Annotated in this window: 13 protein-coding genes; 9 read left to right on the top strand and 4 right to left on the bottom strand. The window is 71.7% G+C overall.

The features are described from left to right. Positions 1 to 17 precede the first annotated feature (17 nt). A complete protein-coding gene (locus ABD817_RS06810; protein ID WP_344916126.1) occupies positions 18 to 632 on the top strand; it encodes a hypothetical protein in 615 nt (204 codons plus the stop codon). On the opposite strand, the gene ABD817_RS06805 is transcribed toward ABD817_RS06810, so the two are convergent. Then, positions 607 to 2,460, bottom strand: coding sequence for a bis-aminopropyl spermidine synthase family protein (locus tag ABD817_RS06805; protein WP_344916124.1), 1,854 nt, complete (start codon positions 2,458 to 2,460; stop codon positions 607 to 609). The two genes, ABD817_RS06810 and ABD817_RS06805, sit on opposite strands and share 26 nt — an antisense overlap. Before the next feature lie 199 nt (positions 2,461 to 2,659). Between ABD817_RS06805 and gltB the strand changes: the two genes are divergently transcribed. From gltB to ABD817_RS06765, 8 genes are all read left to right on the top strand, one after another. Continuing rightward, positions 2,660 to 7,165 carry a glutamate synthase large subunit gene (gene gltB, locus ABD817_RS06800; RefSeq protein WP_344916122.1) on the top strand — a complete coding sequence of 1,502 codons (4,506 nt, stop codon included), beginning with the start codon at positions 2,660 to 2,662 and terminating at the stop codon, positions 7,163 to 7,165. 82 nt (positions 7,166 to 7,247) lie between these two features. Continuing rightward, on the top strand, positions 7,248 to 8,726 hold the full coding sequence (locus ABD817_RS06795; protein WP_344916120.1) for a glutamate synthase subunit beta: 1,479 nt from the start codon (positions 7,248 to 7,250) through the stop codon (positions 8,724 to 8,726). 294 nt (positions 8,727 to 9,020) lie between these two features. Beyond that, entirely contained in the window at positions 9,021 to 10,766 is a 1,746-nt protein-coding gene (locus ABD817_RS06790) for a S8 family peptidase (protein ID WP_344916118.1), read from the top strand. A 413-nt stretch (positions 10,767 to 11,179) separates the two neighbouring features. Continuing rightward, on the top strand, positions 11,180 to 12,610 hold the full coding sequence (gene pyk / locus ABD817_RS06785) for a pyruvate kinase (protein ID WP_344916116.1): 1,431 nt from the start codon (positions 11,180 to 11,182) through the stop codon (positions 12,608 to 12,610). Positions 12,611 to 12,803: 193 nt separating this feature from the next. Then, complete coding sequence (locus ABD817_RS06780; protein ID WP_344916114.1) at positions 12,804 to 13,220, top strand: acyl carrier protein; 417 nt, start codon at positions 12,804 to 12,806, stop codon at positions 13,218 to 13,220. Further along, on the top strand, positions 13,217 to 18,097 hold the full coding sequence (locus ABD817_RS06775) for an amino acid adenylation domain-containing protein (protein ID WP_344916112.1): 4,881 nt from the start codon (positions 13,217 to 13,219) through the stop codon (positions 18,095 to 18,097). The genes ABD817_RS06780 and ABD817_RS06775 overlap by 4 nt, the downstream gene beginning before the upstream one ends. A 124-nt stretch (positions 18,098 to 18,221) precedes the next feature. Beyond that, complete coding sequence (locus ABD817_RS06770) at positions 18,222 to 19,010, top strand: thioesterase II family protein (RefSeq protein WP_344916110.1); 789 nt, start codon at positions 18,222 to 18,224, stop codon at positions 19,008 to 19,010. Beyond that, positions 18,989 to 20,026, top strand: a complete 1,038-nt coding sequence (locus tag ABD817_RS06765; protein ID WP_344916108.1) for an LLM class F420-dependent oxidoreductase — start codon at positions 18,989 to 18,991, stop codon at positions 20,024 to 20,026. The genes ABD817_RS06770 and ABD817_RS06765 overlap by 22 nt, the downstream gene beginning before the upstream one ends. Before the next feature lie 108 nt (positions 20,027 to 20,134). Here the strand turns inward: ABD817_RS06765 and ABD817_RS06760 are convergent, their stop codons facing one another. Genes ABD817_RS06760 through ABD817_RS06750 form a run of 3 tightly spaced genes read right to left on the bottom strand, consistent with a single transcriptional unit; the run spans position 20,135 to position 21,671 of the window. Continuing rightward, the gene (locus tag ABD817_RS06760) at positions 20,135 to 20,332 is read right to left on the bottom strand and encodes a DUF397 domain-containing protein (protein WP_344916106.1); all 198 of its coding nucleotides are present in this window, start codon (positions 20,330 to 20,332) and stop codon (positions 20,135 to 20,137) included. A 23-nt stretch (positions 20,333 to 20,355) separates the two neighbouring features. Continuing rightward, positions 20,356 to 20,673 (bottom strand): Scr1 family TA system antitoxin-like transcriptional regulator, encoded by a 318-nt coding sequence (locus ABD817_RS06755; RefSeq protein ID WP_344916104.1) that lies wholly within the window; start codon positions 20,671 to 20,673, stop codon positions 20,356 to 20,358. 29 nt (positions 20,674 to 20,702) lie between these two features. Next, positions 20,703 to 21,671 (bottom strand): LysR family transcriptional regulator, encoded by a 969-nt coding sequence (locus ABD817_RS06750; protein WP_344916102.1) that lies wholly within the window; start codon positions 21,669 to 21,671, stop codon positions 20,703 to 20,705. Positions 21,672 to 21,727 lie beyond the last annotated feature (56 nt).

Genomic DNA, 21,727 nt, shown 5'->3' with positions numbered 1-21,727 from the left:
ACAGTAAGCTCTCTTTCATGCGCAAGTGGATCATCGTCGTCGTGCTGGCCGGGGTCGCCGGGGTGGGGGCCTTCCTGTGGTTCGGGAGCGAGCCCGCCCCGCGCGCCGCGGTGCTGCGCGCGGAGGTCGGTACGGCCCACTACGCGCCCATCGCGACCCGCGCCCTCGATCCCCAGCCGCTCACCGTCGCGGAGATGTTCCCCGGCCCCTCGGCGTCGGCGGGCACGACCAGTCTCGCGCTCAGGACCACCGAGACCCTCACCGACTGCGCCGAAGCGGTCTGGGGGAGCGCGGAGGACGCGCTCGACGGGTGCACGCAGGTGCTGCGGGCCCGCTACGAGACCGAGGACGGCGCGGTCTCCGGCCAGTTCCTGATTTTCAACCTCGCCGACTCCGCCGCCGCCGACAGGCTCGTGGCGGCGCTCAAGGGCGGCGGCTTCGTCCGGCCCGCTCCCGACACGCCCGACGGCTTCGACGGCTCGCGCAGCTGGGCCCAGGTCCGCGGCCTCGGGCACTACGTCACGGTGAGCTGGGTCGCCCCCGTCGTCCGGGGGAGCCGGGTGGATCTCACCTATCCGCAGGTCGCGATGGACGGCCTCGGCCTGGTCATCCAGCGTCGGCTGGTGCGCTGAGGGAGCTCTCCACCGCGGCCCGGAGCTCCAGCAGCCGGTGGGCGGGCAGTTCGAGGACGGTGACGTCGCCCGCCCACGGGGCCACGGCGGTGACGACCGCCCTGGCCTGCCTCTTCGTCAGGTCTCCCCTGACCCTGATCAGGGCCTCGCGCCAGGTGTTGGCGAGCTTGCCGTGCGCGTTGTCCAGGACGCGGCGCAGGATCGTGGACGCGGCGTCTGTGGTCCCGTCGTTCCCGGCGGGTGATGCCACCCGTACGGCGCGGACGGAGGCGCCCTCGGCGGTGAGGGCGTAGACGGGGGCGAGCAGGTCGGCGGGGAGGTCCTTCGGGGCCGCCGCCAGCGTGACCCGGACCTCCCCGGCGCGGGTGGCCAGCAGCAGCCGGGGCAGCGCGGCCTCCAGTCCGGCGGGTACGGAGATCGCCACCCGGGCGGGGTCGCTGGCGTAGGGCTTGGCCAGCCAGGTCGTCAGGCGCGCCCTGGGAGCCTCGGGCAGCACGTCGCGGGGCCAGTCGCCCACCAGCACCTCCGGGACGAACCCGTCGCCGGAGTCCGCGGCCGGGGCGGCGGGGGAGCCCGCCGACTCCACGGACTGGGGGCCCTGCGTGTAGATGGCGGTGCCGGGCGCCTCGGCGCGGGCGGCCGCGGCGGGCCAGGTCCTCGTCGTGGGACGCAGGACGTACAGGTCGGCGGCCGAGCCGATGGCCTCGGCGCCGAGGTAGCGGTTGAAGTCGGGATAGATCGCCTCGTTGACGAGGTTGAGCTGCGACAGGGCCTGCTGAACCTTGAGGGCGAGCGCCGGGGTGCGCTCGCTGGCGCCGTACGCCAGCATGATCCGGCCCTGCTCGCGGTCGCGCAGCCCCTCCGCGCAGCGGGCGACGAACAGCCCGACGCCCTCGGGGGTGTAGGGAGGGTCGGTGATCGCCAGGTCGGCCCAGGACCGTGCGGAGGCGGGCAGGCCCAGGCGCAGGTCGGCCCAGCGGGTTCGTACGGCGAGGCCGAGCCGGTCGGCCTCGCCGGCGATGTAGGCGAGGATGCGCTCGTCGACGTCGACGACGGTCACCTCGACGCCGGGGTGCAGCATCGCGGTGGCCAGCGAGGTCAGGTCGTGGTCGCCCACGCACAGCAGCCTGCGGCCGTCCAGCCAGAACCGGGCGTCCAGCAGCAGCGCCCGCCTGACCACGGTCTCGCCGGTCGCGGCGACGTGGTCCAGCGTGTGGCGGCCCCGGGGCGCCTTGGCGATCAGCTCGTCCATGCGCGCGACCAGGTCCGCGTGGCCGGGGAGCAGGTGGGCCACCGGATCCGCCGGCCCGAGGGGGCGCGCGCCCGCTCCGGCCGGTGTGGGATCGGTCACTCGCGGTCCGGCCGGTGTGGGGCCGGTCACTCCCGGTCCGGCCGGGGTGAAACCGGTCGTTCCAGGGTCGGCCGGTGTGAGGCCGTTCACTCGCGGGCCGGTCGGCGAGGAGCCGTCCTCCCGCCTCTCTCGCCGGGCCGGATCCAGCCAGGCGGGAGGGGCCGGGAGCCTGAAGCGGTCGCCGGACCGCTCCAGCTCCCCGTCCACCTCGCGCAGCAGCGCCTCGATGGTCCGCCGTGACGTCGCGGTCTCCCTGACCAGGTCGGCGAGCGTCCACCAGCGCCCGCCGCCCAGGATCGCGAGTGCGTTCCGCAGCCGCCTGCCGTCGACGCCCGCCCGCGCGACGAGCGCCTCGGCCCCGGTGCCTCCGGGGGTTTCCGGCGCGACGGGGCGCCCCGACACGCCCGGGGTGTCCGTAGTGGTGTTGTCTGTCAGGCCGGTGGGGTCGCCCGGGGCGGCGGGGGCGCTCGGTTCCATTGGGCCACCTTAGAGCCCGGACCTGGAATGTTGTGCCACCGTGACGTGTTGAATGAACCGGGCGAACCTGCACTAATTCGGCGGGATCTCACCGGGTAGGCAGGTATCCGGCAGGGTACGGTAATCTCTACCCACCACGCAGCAGGGCCAACGTCGTCCCTTGCTTGTTCGAAAGAAGCAAGACGACGGGAGGGATTCAATGCCTGCTGCCCACCTCGGCTTTCCCGAGCCTCAGGGCCTGTACCACCCCTCGCACGAGCACGACGCCTGTGGTGTCGCCATGGTCGCGGATGTGGCCGGTCGCCGTAGTCACGACATCGTCGCGAAGGCCCTGACCGCCCTGTGCAATCTTGATCATCGGGGGGCCCAGGGTAGCGAACCGGACACCGGCGACGGGGCCGGGATCCTGACCCAGGTTCCCGACGCCTTCTTCCGCGTGGTGGCGGACTTCCCCCTGCCCTCGGCCGGGTCCTACGCCGCCGGCATGGCTTTCCTGCCCGCCGAGGCGCAGGCCCGCGAGACCGCCGTACGGCTGATCGAGGAGATCGCCGCGGAGGAGGGCCTCACGGTTCTCGGCTGGCGCGACGTCCCGATCACCTCCGGCCTTCCCGGGCCGAGCGCCCGCGCGGTGATGCCGTTCTTCGGCCAGCTGTTCGTGGCGTCCCCGGACGGCGAGAGCGGCCTGGAGCTGGACCGGCTCGCCTTCTGCCTGCGCAAGCGGGCCGAGCACGAGGCGAACGTCTACTTCCCCTCGCTGAGCTCCCGGACCATCGTCTACAAGGGCATGCTCACCCCGCTGCAGGTCGAGCAGTTCTTCCCCGACCTGAGCGACGAGCGCTACGAGACCGCGATCGCGCTGGTCCACTCGCGTTTCTCCACCAACACCTTCCCCTCGTGGCCGCTGGCGCACCCGTACCGCTACGTCGCCCACAACGGTGAGATCAACACGGTCAAGGGCAACCGCAACTGGATGCGCGCCCGCGAGGCCATGCTGAAGACGGCGAACCTGCCGGGCAACCTGTCGCGGCTCTTCCCGATCTGCGACCCGGCCGGTTCCGACACCGCCTCCTTCGACGAGACGCTGGAGCTCATCCACCTCGCGGGACGCAGCCTGCCGCACGCGGTGCTGATGATGATCCCCGAGGCGTGGGAGAACCACACCGAGATGGACCCGGCGCGGCGGGCGTTCTACGAGTTCCACTCCACGATGATGGAAGCCTGGGACGGCCCGGCCTCGATCACCTTCTCCGACGGCACCCTGGTCGGCGCGGTGCTCGACCGCAACGGCCTGCGCCCGGGACGGTTCTGGGTCACCGCGGACGGCCTGGTCGTGCTCGCCTCCGAGGCGGGCGTGCTGGACATCGCCCCCGAGGACGTGGTCCGCAAGGGCCGTCTGCAGCCCGGCAGGATGTTCCTGATCGACACCGAGCTCGGCAAGATCATCGAAGATGACGAGATCAAGGCCGAGCTGGCGGCCGAGCTGCCGTACGCGGACTGGCTGCACGCCGGGCTGGTCCGCTTCGAGGAGCTGCCCTCCCGCTCGCGCGAGGCCCTGTCGCACGAGACGCTGATCAAGCGGCAGCAGACCTTCGGCTACACCGAGGAGGAGCTGCGGATCATCCTGGCGCCGATGGCCAGGGCGGGCATCGAGCCGATCGGCTCGATGGGCACCGACACCCCGGTCGCGGTGCTCAGCGAGAAGCCCCGGCTGCTGTTCGACTACTTCAGCCAGCTGTTCGCGCAGGTCACCAACCCGCCGCTGGACGCGATCCGCGAGGAGCTCGTCACCTCCCTGGCCAGCACCATCGGCCCCGAGGGCAACCTGCTCGACCCGGGCCCGGCCTCCTGCCGCCAGCTCGTGCTGCCCTACCCGGTGCTCGACAACGACGAGCTCGCGAAGATCATCCACATCAACGACGAGGGCGCGCTGCCGGGCTTCCACCCGCACGTGGTCTCCGGCCTGTACGAGGTCGCGGGCGGCGGCGAGGCGCTGCTGCGCCGCATCGAGGAGATCCGCGCCGAGGTCTCCTCGGTGATCGAGGGCGGGGCGCGGATCATCGTGCTGTCCGACCGCGGCTCCTCCGACGTCCTGGCGCCGATCCCCTCGCTGCTGCTCACCGGTGCCGTCCACCACCACCTGATCGCCGAGAAGACCCGGACCAAGATCGGTCTGGTCGTCGAGACCGGCGAGGCGCGCGAGGCGCACCACATGGCGCTGCTCGTCGGCTACGGGGCGGGCGCGGTCAACCCGTACCTCGCCATCGAGACCGTCGAGGACATGGTCGACTCCGGTGCCCTGAAGGTCGACAGGCACAAGGCCGTGCGCAACCTCATCAAGGCGTACGGCAAGGGCGTGCTGAAGGTCATGTCCAAGATGGGGGTGTCCACGGTCGCCTCCTACACCGGGGCGCAGATCTTCGAGGCGCTCGGGCTGAGCCAGGAGGTCGTGGACGCCTGCTTCACCGGGACCACGTCCCGCCTGGGCGGCGTCGGCTTCGACGTCCTGGCCGAGGAGGCGGCGCAGCGTCACCTGCGCGCCTACCCCCGGGCCGAGAACGCCCACCGCCGTCTGGAGGTCGGCGGCGAGTACCAGTGGCGCCGCGAGGGCGAGCCGCACCTGTTCAACCCCGAGACCGTCTTCAAGCTGCAGCACGCCACCCGCTCGCGCCGCTACGAGATCTTCAAGGAGTACACCGGCCTGGTGGACTCCCAGGCGGAGAGGCTGATGACGCTGCGCGGCATGTTCAAGCTGCGCGAGGGCGTCCGCGAGCCGGTGCCGCTCGACGAGGTCGAGCCGGTCAGCGAGATCGTCAAGCGCTTCTCCACCGGCGCGATGTCGTACGGCTCCATCTCGATGGAGGCGCACGAGACGCTCGCCATCGCGATGAACCGGCTGGGCGGCAAGTCCAACACCGGTGAGGGCGGCGAGGACCCCGAGCGGCTGCACGACCCGGCCCGCCGTTCGGCCATCAAGCAGGTGGCCTCCGGCCGGTTCGGCGTGACCTCGGAGTATCTGGTCAACGCCGACGACGTGCAGATCAAGATGGCCCAGGGCGCCAAGCCCGGTGAGGGCGGCCAGCTGCCCGGCCACAAGGTCTACCCGTGGGTCGCCAAGACCCGGCACTCCACCCCGGGTGTCGGCCTCATCTCGCCGCCGCCGCACCACGACATCTACTCGATCGAGGACCTCGCCCAGCTCATCCACGACCTGAAGAACGCGAACCCGGCCGCCCGGGTGCACGTCAAGCTCGTGGCCGAGGTCGGCGTCGGCACGGTCGCGGCGGGCGTGTCCAAGGCCCACGCGGACGTCGTGCTGATCTCCGGCCACGACGGCGGCACCGGCGCGTCCCCGCTGACCTCGCTCAAGCACGCGGGCGCCCCCTGGGAGCTCGGCCTGGCCGAGACCCAGCAGACGCTGCTGCTCAACGGCCTGCGCGACCGGATCGTCGTGCAGGTGGACGGCCAGCTCAAGACCGGCCGCGACGTGGTCATCGCCGCGCTGCTCGGTGCCGAGGAGTACGGCTTCGCCACGGCCCCGCTGGTCGTCTCCGGCTGCGTGATGATGCGCGTCTGCCACCTGGACACCTGCCCGGTCGGCGTCGCCACCCAGAACCCCGAGCTGCGCAAGCGGTTCACCGGCAAGCCCGAGTTCGTGGTCAACTTCTTCGAGTTCGTCGCCGAGGAGATCCGCGAGTATCTCGCCGCGCTGGGCTTCCGCAGCCTCGACGAGGCCGTCGGCCACGCCGAACTGCTGGACACCACCCCGGCCGAGAACCACTGGAAGGCCTCCGGGCTGGACCTGGCGCCGATCCTGCACCAGCCCGAGCTGCCCGAGGACGCCTCGCTCCGCCGTACCGTGGAGCAGGACCACGGGCTGGACAAGGCGCTGGACAACACGCTGATCCAGCTCGCCGAGGGCGCGCTCAGGGGCGGTTCCCGGGTCACGCTCGACCTGCCCATCCGCAACGTCAACCGCACGGTCGGCACCATGCTCGGCCACGAGGTGACCAAGCGGTACGGCGGCGAGGGGCTGCCCGACAACACCATCGACGTGCGCTTCACCGGCTCCGCGGGCAACTCCTTCGGCGCCTTCCTGCCCCGGGGCATCACCCTGCGGCTGACCGGCGACGCCAACGACTACGTGGGCAAGGGCCTGTCCGGCGGCCGGATCTCGGTCCAGCCGCACGACGCGGCCCCGCTCGACGGGCACATCATCGCCGGAAACGTCGGCCTGTACGGCGCGACCTCCGGTGAGGCCTTCATCCGCGGCGTCGCGGGGGAGCGGTTCTGCGTCCGCAACTCCGGTGCCACCGCGGTGGTCGAGGGCGTCGGCGACCACGGCTGCGAGTACATGACCGGCGGCAAGGTGGTCGTCCTCGGCCCGACCGGCCGCAACTTCGCGGCGGGCATGTCGGGCGGCGTCGCCTACCTGCTCGACCTCGACGTCGAGCGGGTCAACCGGGAGATGGTCGAGATCGAGGAGCTGGACGAGGCCGACTCCGAGGCGCTGCGCGAGATCGTCGAGGCCCACCTGGTCGAGACCGGCTCCACGGTGGCCAAGGCGCTCATCGCCGACTGGGACCCGTCCCGCTTCGGCAAGATCATGCCGACGGACTACAAGCGGGTCCTGCTGGCCGCCGAGTCCGCCCGGCTGGAGGGCCGCGACATCGACGAGGCCGTCATGACCGCCGCGGTCCAGGGGTGACGCCGATGTTCGGTTCGACGTCGAAGCCCGTTTATGTCGTTCAGATTTCTCCGGTTTCTCAGGGATAAGGGAGGTACGACCGATGGCTGACCCCAAGGGTTTCCTCGCTCACGGACGCGAGCTGCCGGCGCGCCGCCCGGTGGACGTGCGCATCCGCGACTGGCGCGAGGTCTACGAGGACTTCCCCAAGCCCGCGCTGACCAAGCAGGCCGCGCGGTGCATGGACTGCGGCATCCCGTTCTGTCACAACGGCTGCCCGCTGGGCAACCTGATCCCCGAGTGGAACGACCTGGTCTACCGGGACGACTGGCGGGAGGCCATCGAGCGGCTGCACGCCACCAACAACTTCCCGGAGTTCACCGGCCGCCTGTGCCCGGCTCCGTGCGAGGCGGCGTGCGTGCTCGGCATCAACTCCGACCCGGTCGCGATCAAGCGGGTCGAGGTCGAGATCATCGACCGCGCCTTCGACGAGGGCTGGGTCACCCCCCAGATCCCCGCCTCGAAGACCGGCAGACGCGTCGCGGTCGTCGGCTCGGGCCCCGCGGGCCTGGCCGCCGCGCAGCAGCTCACCAGGGCCGGGCACGACGTGGTCGTGTTCGAGCGGGCCGACCGGATCGGCGGCCTGCTCCGCTACGGCATCCCCGAGTTCAAGATGGAGAAGCGGCACATCGACCGCCGTCTGGACCAGATGCGGGCCGAGGGCACCGAGTTCCGTACCGGCGTCAACGTCGGCGTGGACATCACGGCGGCGCGGCTGCGCGAGGAGTTCGACGCGATCGTCCTGGCCGGTGGCGCGACCCAGTGGCGGGACCTGCCCGTCGCCGGGCGCGACCTGAAGGGCGTCTACCAGGCGATGGAGTACCTGCCGCCCTCCAACAAGGTCCAGGAGGGCGACTTCCCGGTCTCGCCGATCAACGCCGAGGGCAAGCACGTCGTCGTGATCGGCGGCGGTGACACCGGCGCCGACTGCATCGGCACCGCGATCCGCCAGGGGGCCGCCTCGGTCACCCAGCTGGAGATCATGCCCCAGCCTCCGGGGAGCCGTCCCGGCAGCCAGCCGTGGCCCACGTTCCCCATCCTGTTCAAGATGGAGAGCGCCCACGAGGAGCTGGCCGACGGCGGAGGCGACCGGGTCTACGCGGTCTCCACCACCGAGTTCGTCGGCGACGCCGACGGCAACGTCAGGGCGCTGCGCCTGGTCGAGGTGGAGGGTCCCGCCGCCGGGTTCAAGCCGGTGCCCGGCTCCGAGCGGGAGATCCCGGCCGAGCTGGTCACGCTGTCGATGGGCTTCGTGGGCCCGGAGAAGAAGGGGCTGCTGGAGGAGCTCGCCGAGGCCGCCGAGGGCGAGTTCTTCGACGCCAGGGGCAACGTCGCCAGGGACAGGGGTTACATGTCCTCGGTCGACGGCGTCTTCGTCGCCGGGGACATGGGCCGAGGCCAGTCGCTGATCGTGTGGGCGATCGCCGAGGGCCGCTCGGCCGCCTCGGCCGCCGACCGCTACCTCACGGGCCAGACGGCCCTGCCGGTGGCGATCCCGCCGACGGCGCGACCGCTGGTCTGACACGGCATGGCCGGTCCGGGTGTGTCATGGTTGGTTCATGCGCCCCCGGACCGGTTCGTGGGTGCCACGACTGATCTGGCCGGGCCGAGAGCGATCTGGTGGGAACACGGCGGGTCTGAGCACATCACGCCTCCGGGGGCGGAGTCGTGCCCGGTATAACCGGGAATCGGTTTCATGCCGGATGTCTTACCAGCTGCTTACAGGTAAAAATGCGCAGAGCGGGAGTTCGGATTGCTTTGGCGTACATATGCCTGAAAGATAAATCTCTTTGATCAGGCCAGGTGCGGAGGATCGATGAATCGCGGGATCAAAAATCTGACGGGCGCGGCGACGGTGCTCGCCCTGGCGGCGACCCTCACGGCGGGAGCCCTGGGCGGGACCACGACGGCCGCGGGCCAGACCCGCGAATACCTGGTCTTCTACGCGGACGGTGCCCGCGACCGGGCGATCGACGCGATCGGCGCGAGCGGCGGCACCGCCCTGTCGACCGACACCAGGATCGGCTACGTCCTCGCCAGCGGTCCCGGCCCCCGCTTCGTGGAGAGCCTGGCCGGTAGCGACGCCGTCGAGGGGGTCTCCTCCGACCGCAGGATCGGCTCCGCCACCGCGATCCCCGCCACCCCCGTCGCCGGGACCGCCTCCGGGGTCGCCTCCACGGCCGCTTCCCAGGCCAGGACCCCGGTCGCCTTCCCCTCCGCCGACGCCCTCGGGCTGGCGGGCACCCCCGGCTCCCCGGCCGCCTCCACCGGCGCGCCGGAGCCGCTGGCCGGGCGGCAGTGGGACATGAAGATGATCGGCGCCACCACGGAGGGCTCCTACGCCACCGAGCCCGGCGACAAGAAGGTGCTGGTCGGTGTGATTGACACCGGCATCGACGGCAAGCACCCCGACATCGCCCCCAACTTCAACCGCGACCTGAGCCGCAACTTCGTGACCGACCGGCCCAAGGACCCCAACGGCAAGGCCCTCGACGGGCCCTGCGAGTTCAAGAGCTGCAAGGACCCGGTCGACTGGGACGACGACGGCCACGGCACCCACGTGGCCAGCACCATCGCCTCCCCCCTCAACGGCGTGGGCATCGCCGGGGTCGCCCCCCAGGTGTCCCTGGTGAGCCTGCGCGCCGGGCAGGACTCGGGCCTGTTCTTCCTCAAGCCCAGCATCGAGGCGCTCACCTACGCCGCCGACGCCGGGATCGACGTGGTCAACATGAGCTTCTACGTCGACCCGTGGCTGTTCAACTGCAAGGCCAACCCCGGCGACTCCAAGGCCGAGCAGCTGGAGCAGCGCGGCATCATCACCGGCATGCAGCGCGCCCTCGACTACGCCCGCAAGCGCGGCGTCACCCTGATCAGCGCCATCGGCAACGGCGCCACCGACCTCGGCAGGCCGAGCAAGGACACGACGAGCCCCGACTACCCCAAGGACGCCGAGCGCACCCGCAAGATCGACAACTCCTGCCTCAACGTCCCGGCCGAGTCCAAGGGTGTCATCTCGGTCACCTCGGTGGGCCAGAGCGGGCGCAAGGCCTACTACTCCGACTACGGCATCGAGCAGGCCGACCTGGCGGCCCCCGGCGGGGACGAGTTCGACGGCGGCGGCACGTACGACCCCACCCGGGGCATCCTGGCCGCCGCGCCGGAGAACGCCCTCAAGGCCAAGGGGCAGATCTCCGCCGACGGCACGCCGAAGTCCGCCTCGATCATCCGGGACTGCACGGGCGGCACCTGCGCCTACTACCAGTACCTCGTCGGCACCTCCATGGCGGCCCCGCACGCCACCGGCGTCGCCGCCATCCTGATCAGCCGCTTCGGCAAGCCCGGCAAGGGCGGTCTCACGATGCCCCCCGCCGACGTCCAGCGCCAGCTGTACTCCACCGCCACCGAGAAGTCCTGCCCCTCGCCGCGCGAGTACGCCTACAAGATCGACCTCGTGGTGGACGAGGTGCACAAGTGCGAGGGTTCCAAGACGCGCAACGGCTTCTACGGCCACGGCCTCATCAGCGCCGAGAAGGCCGCCAAGGCCGCCCCCCTCACTCCCTGACGGCCGGTCCCCGTGGTGCCCGCCGCCGCCCGGCGGGCGCCGCGCCGACCGCCATCGCCGAAGGGCCGCCCGGCTTCCGGGCCTGCGGGGGAGAACGGCGCCTTCGTCAACGGCGTGAAGGTCAACGGGCCGGCTTCCGGGCCTGCGGGGGGAGAACGCCCCGCGCTCCTCGCCTTCGCAGGGGACGTCCGGCCGCCGGGCATCGGCTCCGGCCCGCTCGGGGCACGTGTTCACAGGTCTTCCCCGTGACAATCCGGTCGCGCGATTCCGGTGACACCCGGCCTCCCGAGTGGGGCCCACGAGGTGATTCGCAACCTCCTGTTCATCCGGGGTAGCTTTGTGTCACCGAATTTTTCATCGGCGCTATGACCAACGTCACGACCAAGTGGTCTGTACCAATTAGGGTGGGATCCGTGACTCGTCGCGCGAAAATCGTCTGCACTCTCGGCCCCGCCACCTCCTCTCCCGAACGCCTCCGCGAACTCATCGCGGCCGGAATGGACGTGGCCCGTTTCAACCTCAGCCATGGCAGCCACGAGCTGCACAAGGAGGTTTACGACAGGGTGAGGGAGGCCGCCGCCGAGCTCGGGCGTGGCGTGGGTCTGCTGGCCGACCTCCAGGGCCCCAAGATCCGGGTCGGTAAGTTCGGTGAAGGCCCCGTCCGCCTCGGCTTCGGTGACGTCTTCACGATCACCACTGAGGAAGTCCCCGGCGACCGTGACCAGGTCTCCACGTCCTACCTGGGGCTTCCCAAGGACGTCAACCCCGGGGACAGCATCCTGGTCGACGACGGCCGGGTCCGGCTGGAGGTGACCCGGGTCGACGGCCAGCGCGTCACCACCCGCGTGATCATCGGCGGCATGATCTCCGACAACAAGGGCCTCAACCTGCCGGGCGTCAACGTCAGCGCCCCCGTCCTGACCGACAAGGACGAGACCGACCTGCGCTGGGCGCTGCGCACCGGCTTCGACCTGGTCGCCCTCTCCTTCGTCAGGCGTCCCTCCGACGCCGACGTGGTGCGCAACATCATGGAGCAGGAGGGCATCCGCCTCCCGCTGCTCGCCAAGATCGAGAAGCCGCAGGCCGTGGAGCGGCTCCCGGAGATCATCGAGGCCTTCGACGGCATCATGGTCGCCCGCGGTGACCTCGGTGTCGAGCTGCCGCTGGAGGAGGTGCCCATTGTGCAGAAGCGCGCCATCGAGCTCTGCCGCGAGAAGGCCCGCCCGGTCATCGTCGCCACCCAGATGCTGGAGTCGATGATCACCTCCCCGCGTCCCACCCGCGCCGAGGCCTCCGACGTCGCCTACGCCGTGATGGACGGCGCCGACGCGGTCATGCTCTCCGGCGAGACCTCGGTCGGCAACTACCCCATCGAGGTCGTCGAGACGATGAGCCGCATCGCCACGACCGCGGAGAAGAGCTCCCTGCAGGCCACGCACAGCCTCGACCGGCTGCCGGAGACCACCGGCGGCGCCATCGCCCGCGCCGCGGCCGAGGTCGGCGCCATCGTCGGTGCCAAGGCGCTGGTGGCGTTCACCATGTCCGGTGAGACGGCCCGCCGCCTGGCCCGCTACCGCTCGCCGATCCCGCTGCTGGCGTTCACCTCCGCCCGCCACGTCCGCAACCAGCTCGCGCTGACCTGGGGCGTGGAGACCTTCGAGGTGCCGTTCGTCCACCACACCGACGACATGGTCCGCCAGGTGGAGGCGTCGCTGCTCGCCAACTCCCGTCTGGAGAAGGGCGACAAGGTCGTCATCGTCGCCGGTTCGCCTCCCGGCACCGCGGGTTCCACCAACGCCCTGCGCGTGCACACCATCGGGGCGGCGGTCTCCAACCCCGCCTGATCCACGTGATCGTCCACGGCCACCGCTCCGGCGGTGGCCGTACGCGTTTCCGGGGCCTTCCGTGCGACCGCGTATTCAAAAAAGCCGAAAAATACGCTCTTGTCGCGTCCGAATAGGTGTCAGAGGATCGGTGTATGGCATGCCCTGATGGGGCTCGCCTGGTAAATCGGACAAACTTCATGAAAGGCGCCGGATGATCCAGAGCAGTCGGCCGGTGGGAGCGGAGCGGCAACGCGAGGAGGACGAGGGGCGACCTCCGGGCCAACCGGGCCGTTCGATCCGGCCGGGGCAGCGCGTGTCGGCCGCCGACACGGTCGCGGAGATGATCGAGGCCCGCCTGGGCCGGACGGTCGATCCCGACGAGAACTTCTTCGAGGCCGGGCTCAACTCGATGGCGCTGGTCGAGCTGCACGCGGACATCACGGGGGTACTCGACATCGACATCCCGGTCACCTCGATGTTCACCCGGCCGAACGTGCGGGCCCTCAGCCGCCTCGTCGAGGGCGCGCGGGAACCCGTCAGGAGCGAACCCGCGCGCCTGCGCCCCGTCGGGGGCAGCCGCAGGGACGTGCGCGCCCGCATCCGCCGGGACGGCGGGGCGCCTCGGTGACGAATACCGCGTCGATCGCCGTGATCGGCATGGGCCCGCGCGCCCCGCTTCCCCCTCCCGGTGTCGTCCTGACGGAGACCGACGAGGGCGCGCTGGAGAACGCCGGATACGACCCCGCGCGCTCCCCGGGCGTGTTCGCCGTCTACGAGCCCGCCGAGGCCGCCTGCCTGGCCCTCGCGGTCGGCGACTGCGACCTCGTGGTCACGGTCTCGGGATCGAGCCTTGACGCTCTCGCGGAACGGGGCACCACGATCGTGCTCAAGCGCCTGGACGACGCTCTCCTCGACGGCGATCTCGTAAGCGCCGTGATCGAGCTGGTGATCGAATCTCCTCCCGGCGCCCCTCCCGCCCGCATCGTTTCCACCAGGACCGTTTCCGCCCGCACCGTTCCCACCCGCAGTGGGCGCGGTGGTTGGCGCGGAGGCGGCTCGGCCGCGCGCCTGCGGGAACCGTTGAGGGTGAAGAAGGGTTTCCCGCCGGTCCACCTCCCGGGGGACTCCCGGCCCCGCGTCGTCGCCTGGTCGGGACGTACGCCGGCGGAGGCCGACGCCGTACGGAGGAGCCTGGCGGGATTCTTCGCCACCCTCGGCACCGACCGGTTCGCCGACGCCGTGGCCGTCCTCCAGCTGGGCCGCACCCAGCGGCCCGTGCGGGGCGCGGTCGTGGCCGCCACCCCGGCCGAGGCGTCCGCGGCCCTCGCCACGGCCGTCGCCGTGACTCCGGCGGCCTCGCCCGGCGAACCGGCGTCCGGGCATGGGCCGCTTTCCGGTGGCGCGGCCGGGACGGGTGTGCGGTTCGTCTTTCCCGCAGGCGGCGCCGGGCGGCTGGGGGCCTCGCTGTACGGGGCCGAGCGGCTGTTCAGCGAGGCGATGGACGTCTGCCTGGAAGGTTTCGAGCGGCACGGCGTCGATCTCTACGACGCCTGGCTCGCCGGGGAACGCGACGACGACCCGGTGACGTTCGCGGTCACCTACTCCCTGGCGACGACCCTGACTGGCTGGGGTGTCACCCCCGTGGCATGCACGGGAGAGGGGGTCGGCGAGCTCACCGCCGCCGCCTTCTCGGGAACGCTGGAACTGGACGAGGCGATCGCCCGCGTGGCCGCCTCCGTCGCGGTCCCTGAGCAGGTGCCGGAGCGGGCACCCGAGCGGGTGCCCGAACCGGTGGCGGATGACGCGATGGCGGTGCCCGAGCCGATACCGGATAGCTTGGTGGTTCCTGACCCGGTATCGGATGATCTGGTGGTCTCCGAACTGGTGCCGGGCGATCTTGCGGTGCCCGAGCCGGTGCCGGGGCATGAAACGTTCCACGAACCGGAGACCCCTCGCGAGGCGGCCCCGGGGCAGGCGTCCTCGCCCCAGGCGGGAACCGGACCGGGGAGCATCGACGCGGGAGACACGCTGTCCCTCCTGATCGGGACGGCGGGGGCGTCGGCGGATGAGGGGACGATCGCCTGCGGGGACGACCGCCGGGGTCTGCTCGCGGCGCTCGCCCGGCTGTGGACGCTCGGCTGCCCGGTGGACTGGTCCGCCCTCGACCCCGACCATCCCCTGCAGCGCCTGCCCGTCCCGGGAGGACACCGCCACGCCCCGGCGTCGATCGTCCCCGTTCCCGACTTCCCCCCGTCGTCTTCCGCGTCGCGGGAGGTGAAACGGGAGAGTACGCCGGCAGTCCCGGAGGGCCTGCCGGAGCCCGCCGAGCCGCTTCGCGGGCCCGGCGCTGTCCCGTACTCGTTCTGGGTGCTGGAGCAGCTCGCCGGGTCGAGCGGGGTGTCCAATCTGGCGGTGGCGTTCAGGACCCGCGAGCCGTTGCGCAGGTTCCCGCTGCAGATCGCGGTGAACCGGCTGCTCAAGCGGCATCCGGCGCTGCGCCTGCGGTTCCCCGTGGTGGACGGCGCGCCCGTGCGGCACCTCACCGCCCCGCAGGACGCGCAGATCAAGCTGGCGAACGGGGAGACCACGGAGGAGACGCTCATCGCCGACCTCCAGAGGTTCCTGGACGAGCCCTTCGACCTGGGCCGCGACCTGCTCTTCCGGGCCGGGCACTTCGCACTGCCCGACGGAGGCGGGAGCGTGGTCTGCCTGGTGGCCCACCACATCGTCATCGACGCCACCTCGATGCAGTTCCTCGTCGAGGAGCTGGGCGGCTTCTACGACGCGCAGACGAGCCAGGAGCCCCTCCCCGCCGCGCTCTCCGGTGTCGCGCCCATGCTGGAGCCGGGGGAGGCGTCCCGGGAGTCGCTGGACTACTGGCTCGACCGGCTCAGGGACGTCGATCCGGCCGCGATGGTGTTCCCCGGCAGCAGGCCGTCGCCCGCCCGGCCCACCTTCGCCGGGCACACCTGCTCCTGGGAGGTGGACGCGGACACGCGGCGGGCGCTCGACACGTTGCGGACCGGCCTGCGTACCACCGACAACATCGTGCTGGCCGCCGCGTTCATGCTCACCCTGCGCGCCCACGGCGCCGGTCCGGAGCTGGTGGCCGCGATGCCGGTCACCACCAGGACGGCCGCGATGCGCGGCCACGTCGGCTACGGCGTCAGCACCCTGCCGATGCGGGTGCGCGCCGACCCGGACGAGGGTTTCGCCGCCCTGGTCAGGCGGGTCGAGGACGTCTTCTTCGAGGGGGTCGAGCACGCGGACGCCTCGGTGGAGGCGGTGCTGGTCGAGCGCGGGCACGGCACCGGAGACTGGAGGGTGCCGCTGTTCCGGCACATGTTCAACTACCGGCCGTGGACCGACGACCAGGTCAGCATCCTGGGCTCCGTCCCCGAGTACGTCGAGGACCTGTTCGACCGCAGCCGCCTGGACCTGCAGTGCATCGCGGTGCAGGAGCCCGGCAGGCTCACGCTCCGGGTCTGGCACAGTACGGAGGTCCACGACGAGGCCGAGATCGCCGCGTTCGTCGCGCGGATGACCGCGCTGCTGCGGCGTGCCGCCGAGGACGCGCACCGGCCGCAGCGGGAGCTGGATTCCCTCTCGGCGGCCGACCGGCGACTGCTCGACCGGCTCAACGACACCGCGCGGACCTGGGAGGGACCGGCCACCCTGCTGGAGCGGATCGTCACCCGCACGGGAGGCGTCCAGGAGGGCGCTCTTGAGACCCGTACCGGGACGGCGGTCCGTGACGGTGACGGGGAAGCCACCCGCGAAATTCGTGCCGTGACGGCCGTCCGTGACGGCGATCGGGAGATCACCTACGGCGAGCTGCTCGCCTGGGCGGCCGTCGTCAGGGACACCCTCGTGGCGCGTGGCGTCGGCCCCGGCGACATCGTGGCGCTCGGCTTGGGCCGTTCGGCGGAGATGGTCGCCGCCGTGCTCGGCGTCTGGGCGGCCGGAGCCGCCTACCTGCCGCTGGACCCGCGCCAGCCCGAGCTGCGCCTGGCCTACCAGGTGGAGGACTGCGGGGCCCGCCTGGTCATCGCCGACTCCGAGGCTCCCTGGGCGGGTGAGGTCCCCGTACTCTCCATGCCGCAGGTCCCCGGAGCCGATGCGGCGGGTGGCGATGGCGCGTCCGCGCACCGGCTGGATCCGGCCGAGGTCGCCGCGACGGTCACCGGGGAGTCGATCGCCTACGTGATCTACACCTCGGGGTCCACCGGGAGGCCCAAGGGAGTGGCCGTCACCCACGGCAACCTGGCCAACCTCGTCCTCGACTTCGCTGACCGGCTCGGGACGGGCCCGGCCGACGCGGTGCTGTGGTCCACCACGACCTCCTTCGACATCTCGGCACTGGAGCTGATGCTCCCGCTCACCGTCGGCGGCACCCTGGTCGTCGCCTCCGACGACGACCAGCTCCAGCCGCGCAGGTTCCTGGAGCTCATCGCGGCGCGGGACGTACGCGTTGTGCAGGCCACCCCGACGGCCTGGCGGCTCGTCGCCCCCGAGGCGCGCGACGAGCTGGCCGGGCGCGTTGTGCTCTGCGGTGGAGAGCCCATGCCCGCCGCGCTCGCCACGGACCTGCTGGGCCTGGGCTGCCGGTTGTTCAACGTCTACGGGCCGACGGAGACGACCATCTGGTCCACCGCGGCCGAGATCCTCGGCCCCCCGGCCGACCCGGTGCCGATCGGGGTGCCGCTCGCCAACACCCGGATCTTCGTCAGGGACGCCGACGGGCGCGAGGCCCCGCCGGGCGTACCCGGCGAGCTGTGCGTGGCGGGCGACGGGGTGGGCGCCGGGTACGTCAACCGGCCCGAGCTGACCGCCGAGCGATTCGGCGAGCACCCGCACTACGGGCGCTTCTACCGGACCGGGGACATGGCCAGGCTCAGGTACGACGCGGCCCTGGAGCTGCTGGGCCGCGACGACCGACAGATCAAGCTGCGCGGGCACCGCATCGAGCTGGGCGAGATCGAGGCGGTGCTGCACCACCACGACGCCGTCAAGGTCGCGGCCGTCATCGTGCACGACGACCGGCTGGTGGCGTTCGTGCAGCCCACGGACCTGCCCGACGGGGAGACGGGAGCCGCCCTGCGCGAGGAGCTGTGGCGGTACGCGGGGACGCGGCTGCCGGACTACGCGGTCCCGTCGGGGATCGTCCTGGCCGACGAGTTCCCGACGACCGCGAACGGCAAGATCGACTACCGGGGGCTGACCGTACCCGAGGACGAGTCCCCGCCCGCCTCCCGCGCCCCGGCGAGCTCGGAACTCGCCGAGGGGGTGCTGCGGCTCTGGCGGGAGGCGCTGCGCCGCCCGGGACTCGGCGAGCACGACAACTTCTTCCTCAACGGGGGACACTCGGTGCTCGCCGTACGGCTGATCGCCCCGCTGGAGGAGCTCGCGGGCCGGGCGATCAACGTCCGCGCGGTCTTCGATCACCCCACCCCGGCCGAACTGGCCGCGTTCATCCAGGAAATCCAGGAAGGGGCGGGCTCTTGACCGCCTCCCCGGAGCGGGGGCCTGTCGTACGCCTCTCGGCCTCCTCCTCGGGGCCGGGTGGCCAGGCCCGCGTGCCGGGCTCCCCGGAATCCATCCCCGACGTCTTCGCACTGGAAGGACCCAGATGACCGCGCCGTGGTTCGTACCGGTGGGGGAGCGGCCCGGGGGCCGGATCCGCCTGTACACCTTCCCCAACGCGGGCAGCGGCCCCGCCTCGCTCACCGACCTGGCCGAACGGTTCCCCGGCGAGGTCGGCGTGTGGTCGGTGAACCTCCCCGGCCGCCAGGCCAGGCTGGCCGAGCCGCCGATCGAGGACCTCGACGCGCTCGTCGACGACCTGGCCCGGGACCTGCTGGCGACCGCCCGCGAGCCGTACGCGCTGTTCGGCTACTGCAGCGGCGCGCTGCTGGCCTACCTGGTCTGCCGCCGCCTGACCGAACTCGCCCCGGCCTCCGTGCCCTCGACGTCACCGGAGTCCGGGGGGCGGTGGCCGGAACGGCTGCTCGTGGGCTCCTTCGCCGCGCCGGACGTCACACTCCTGCTACGCAGGCTGCCGTCCCTGCCGTCGTGGCTCTTCTGGGACCAGCTGATCGAGCTGGGCGGGGTCCCGGCGGAGGTGGCCGAACGCGAGGTGCTCAGGCCGATCCTCGAACCCGCCCTCCGCGCCGACTTCGGGATGCTCGCCCGCTACCGGCACCGCCCGGGGCCGCCGCTGCCCGTGCCCGTCACCGTCCTGTACGGCAGCCGCGACGGCTCCATGTCGCGCGGCGGGCTGCTCGGCTGGCGCAGGCAGAGCGTCTCACGTCCGTCGATGCGCGAGCTCGACGCCTCACACTGGCTGGCCGAGGAGACCCCGGACCTGCTCGCCACCGTCATCGCAGAGGAGATCGGATGCGTCTCGGTTACAGCATGAGCTACTGGGGCGGCGCCGGGCTCGGTCCCGCCGACCACCTCACCCTGGTCCGCGAGGCCGAGCGGCTGGGCTACGAGTCGGTGTGGGCCGCCGAGACGTACGGCACCGACCCGGCGAGCCTGATGGCGTGGATCGCGGGCCAGACGGAGCGGATCGCGCTCGGTACCGGCGTGTTGCAGATGTCGGGCCGCAAGCCCGTGGTGGCGGCGATGACGGCCGCGACCATCGACCAGATCTCCGGCGGCCGGGCCCGGCTGGGCGTGGGCGTGTCGGGGCCGCAGGTCGTGGAGGGCTGGCACGGGGAGCGCTTCGACCGGCCGGTGGCCCGCGCCCGCGACTACCTGTCGGTGCTGCGGCTGGCCCTGGCCGGGCGCCCGGTGAGCTACTCGGGCGAGACCGTGACGCTGCCACTTCCCGGAGGGCAGGGCAAGGAGCTGTCCCTGGGCGTCTCCCCGGTCCAGAAGCACCTCCCCGTCTATCTCGGCGCGATGGGCCCGGAGACCACCGCGCTCGCCGGGGAGTTGGCCGACGGCTGGCTCGCGATCCACTTCCCGCCCGAGCACCTGGCCGAGCGCACGGCCCAGCTGCGCGCCGGAGCGGCGCGGGCGGGCCGCACCCTGGACGGCTTCGACGTCGCGCCGATGATCCTCACCCTCGTCGACGAGGACGAGGAACTGGCCTTTGACATGATGCGCCCCATGCTCGCCCTCTACCTGGGCGGCATGGGCTCGCGCCGTACCAACTTCTACAACCGCCTGGCCCGCTCCCTCGGCTTCGAGAAGGAGGCCGAGGCGATCCAGAAGGCGTTCCTGGCCGGGCGCCAGGGCGAGGCGATGTCGCTGCTCCCGGACGGCCTGGTCGACGCGATGACGATGTGCGGACCACCGGCCAAACTCCGCGAACGCGTCGCCGCCTACCGCGAGGCGGGCGCCACCTCCCTCGTCGTCGGCCTGGTCACCCCGACCCTCAGGCTCCGCCTGGAACAACTGGAACTGGTCGCGGAACTGGTCACCTGACCCGCAGGGTTCTGCCGGGATCGTGCGGGTTATGGCCCGTACGATCCCGGCAGATCACCTCGGGGCTCCCCGGCCGTCGAGGCGAGGGGTCGTCTCTCGTTCCGGGAGCTAGGCGTCGTTCTTCAGCCGTGTGACGAAGGCCGACCAAGCGTCACGGGTGAGGACGAGTTTGGGACCGCCGGGGTTCTTGGAGTCGCGGACGGCCACGACGTCGCCCAGGTCCGCGACCTCCACGCAGTCGCCGTTGCCTCCGCTGAGCGAGCTCTTGCGCCACGCGGCGGTGGTCAGGTCTACCGGGTTGGACATCCCGCGCCCCTTCGGCTGGACACTCACGCCAGGGTGTTCAGCGCGTTCATCAGCATAGTCGCCGTGTCGGCGGGGCTGAGGGCCGCCGCCCGGAGGTAGTCGAACACCGAGACGTACCGGCGGACGTTCACGGCGTCCTCCAGGCACAGGCCGCTGGACATGTTCTCCAGATAGATGACGTCCAGGTCGCTCGAAGCGGGAAAGCCCACGACGGTGAACGATCCGGTCATCGCCTGATGCGCCCCGGCCTGGTAAGGGAGGATCTGGAGCATCACGTTGGGCCGACGGCCGGCCTCGGCGAGGCGCTCGAACCGCTCGGCGGTGATCTGGGCCGTTCCCACCGCTGTCTCGGCACGCCGCCCGCCCCGGCTCACCGCGTATGGAGCCGGTCCGGTACGGAGCCGGCCGGGGCGGGTCCGTCGCCGCCGAGGCGGTGTGTCGCGTCGGCCTGGTCCAGGAGCATCCGCCGGGCCAGCCGGGCCAGCTCCCTGGTGGCCGGCGACAGGTGGCTCGACTCCCGCTTGACGAAGGCGATCGTGTCGTACAGCGGTTGCTCGAACGGGACGATCCCCACGTTCTTCGGGCACACCGGGCTGGCGGCCACGGCGCGGGACACGAAGGTGTCCCCGATGCCCCTGGCCACCAGGCTGAGGGCGGCCTCGACGTGCTCGACCTCGATCCACGGATCGAGTTTGAACCCGGCCAGCTGCGAGCGCTCGGCCATCTGGCGCCGCGTGGGATCGTTCCATCCGGCGTGGGCGTCGTAGAGGATCAGGCGTGCCTCGGCCAGCCCGGCGATGGTCATCGGTGAGCGCAGCCGCTCGGGGTGGGCGCTGGCGTAGACGACCTCGTCGCGGATCAGCGGCGTCACCTTCAGGTCCGCGTCGTCGATCGGCAGGACGACGATGCCCGCCTCCAGGGTCCTTCGCGCCACGGCCGAGGCGACGTCGACCGAGTTGAGGCCGACCAGCCGCACCCGTACCTCGGGGTAGCGGGTGTGGAAGCGCTCGACCAGGTCCGACAGCAGGTAGTAGTCGGCGTTGCGCAACAGGCCGAAGGTGGCCACCCCGCCGCTGAGGGTCTGCAGGGAGCGCAGCGCCTGGCTGCCCGCGTCCGCCGCCGCCACGGACTGCTCGGCGAAGGCCAGCAGTTCCTGACCCGCCGGGGTCAGCGCCAGGCGACGGCTGTTGCGGACGAACAGGTGCACCTTGTGCTCGTCCTCCACCCGCCGGATGAGTTCGGAGACCGAGGCCTGGGCGACCCCCAGCTCGACTGCGGCCGCGGTGAACGAGCCGGTCCTGGCGGCCGCCAGGAACGCTCGGAGCTGGTTCAGAGTCATAGGGAAACCCTATGATCATCACAGGTAATGTCAAGGTTGTCCATGGTTGCCGCCGT

It is taken from the genome of Streptosporangium oxazolinicum (assembly GCF_039537505.1).
GTDB lineage: Bacteria > Actinomycetota > Actinomycetes > Streptosporangiales > Streptosporangiaceae > Streptosporangium > Streptosporangium oxazolinicum.
Note: the sequence above shows the minus strand (reverse complement) of the source record. Positions and strands in the feature narration are given on the sequence as shown.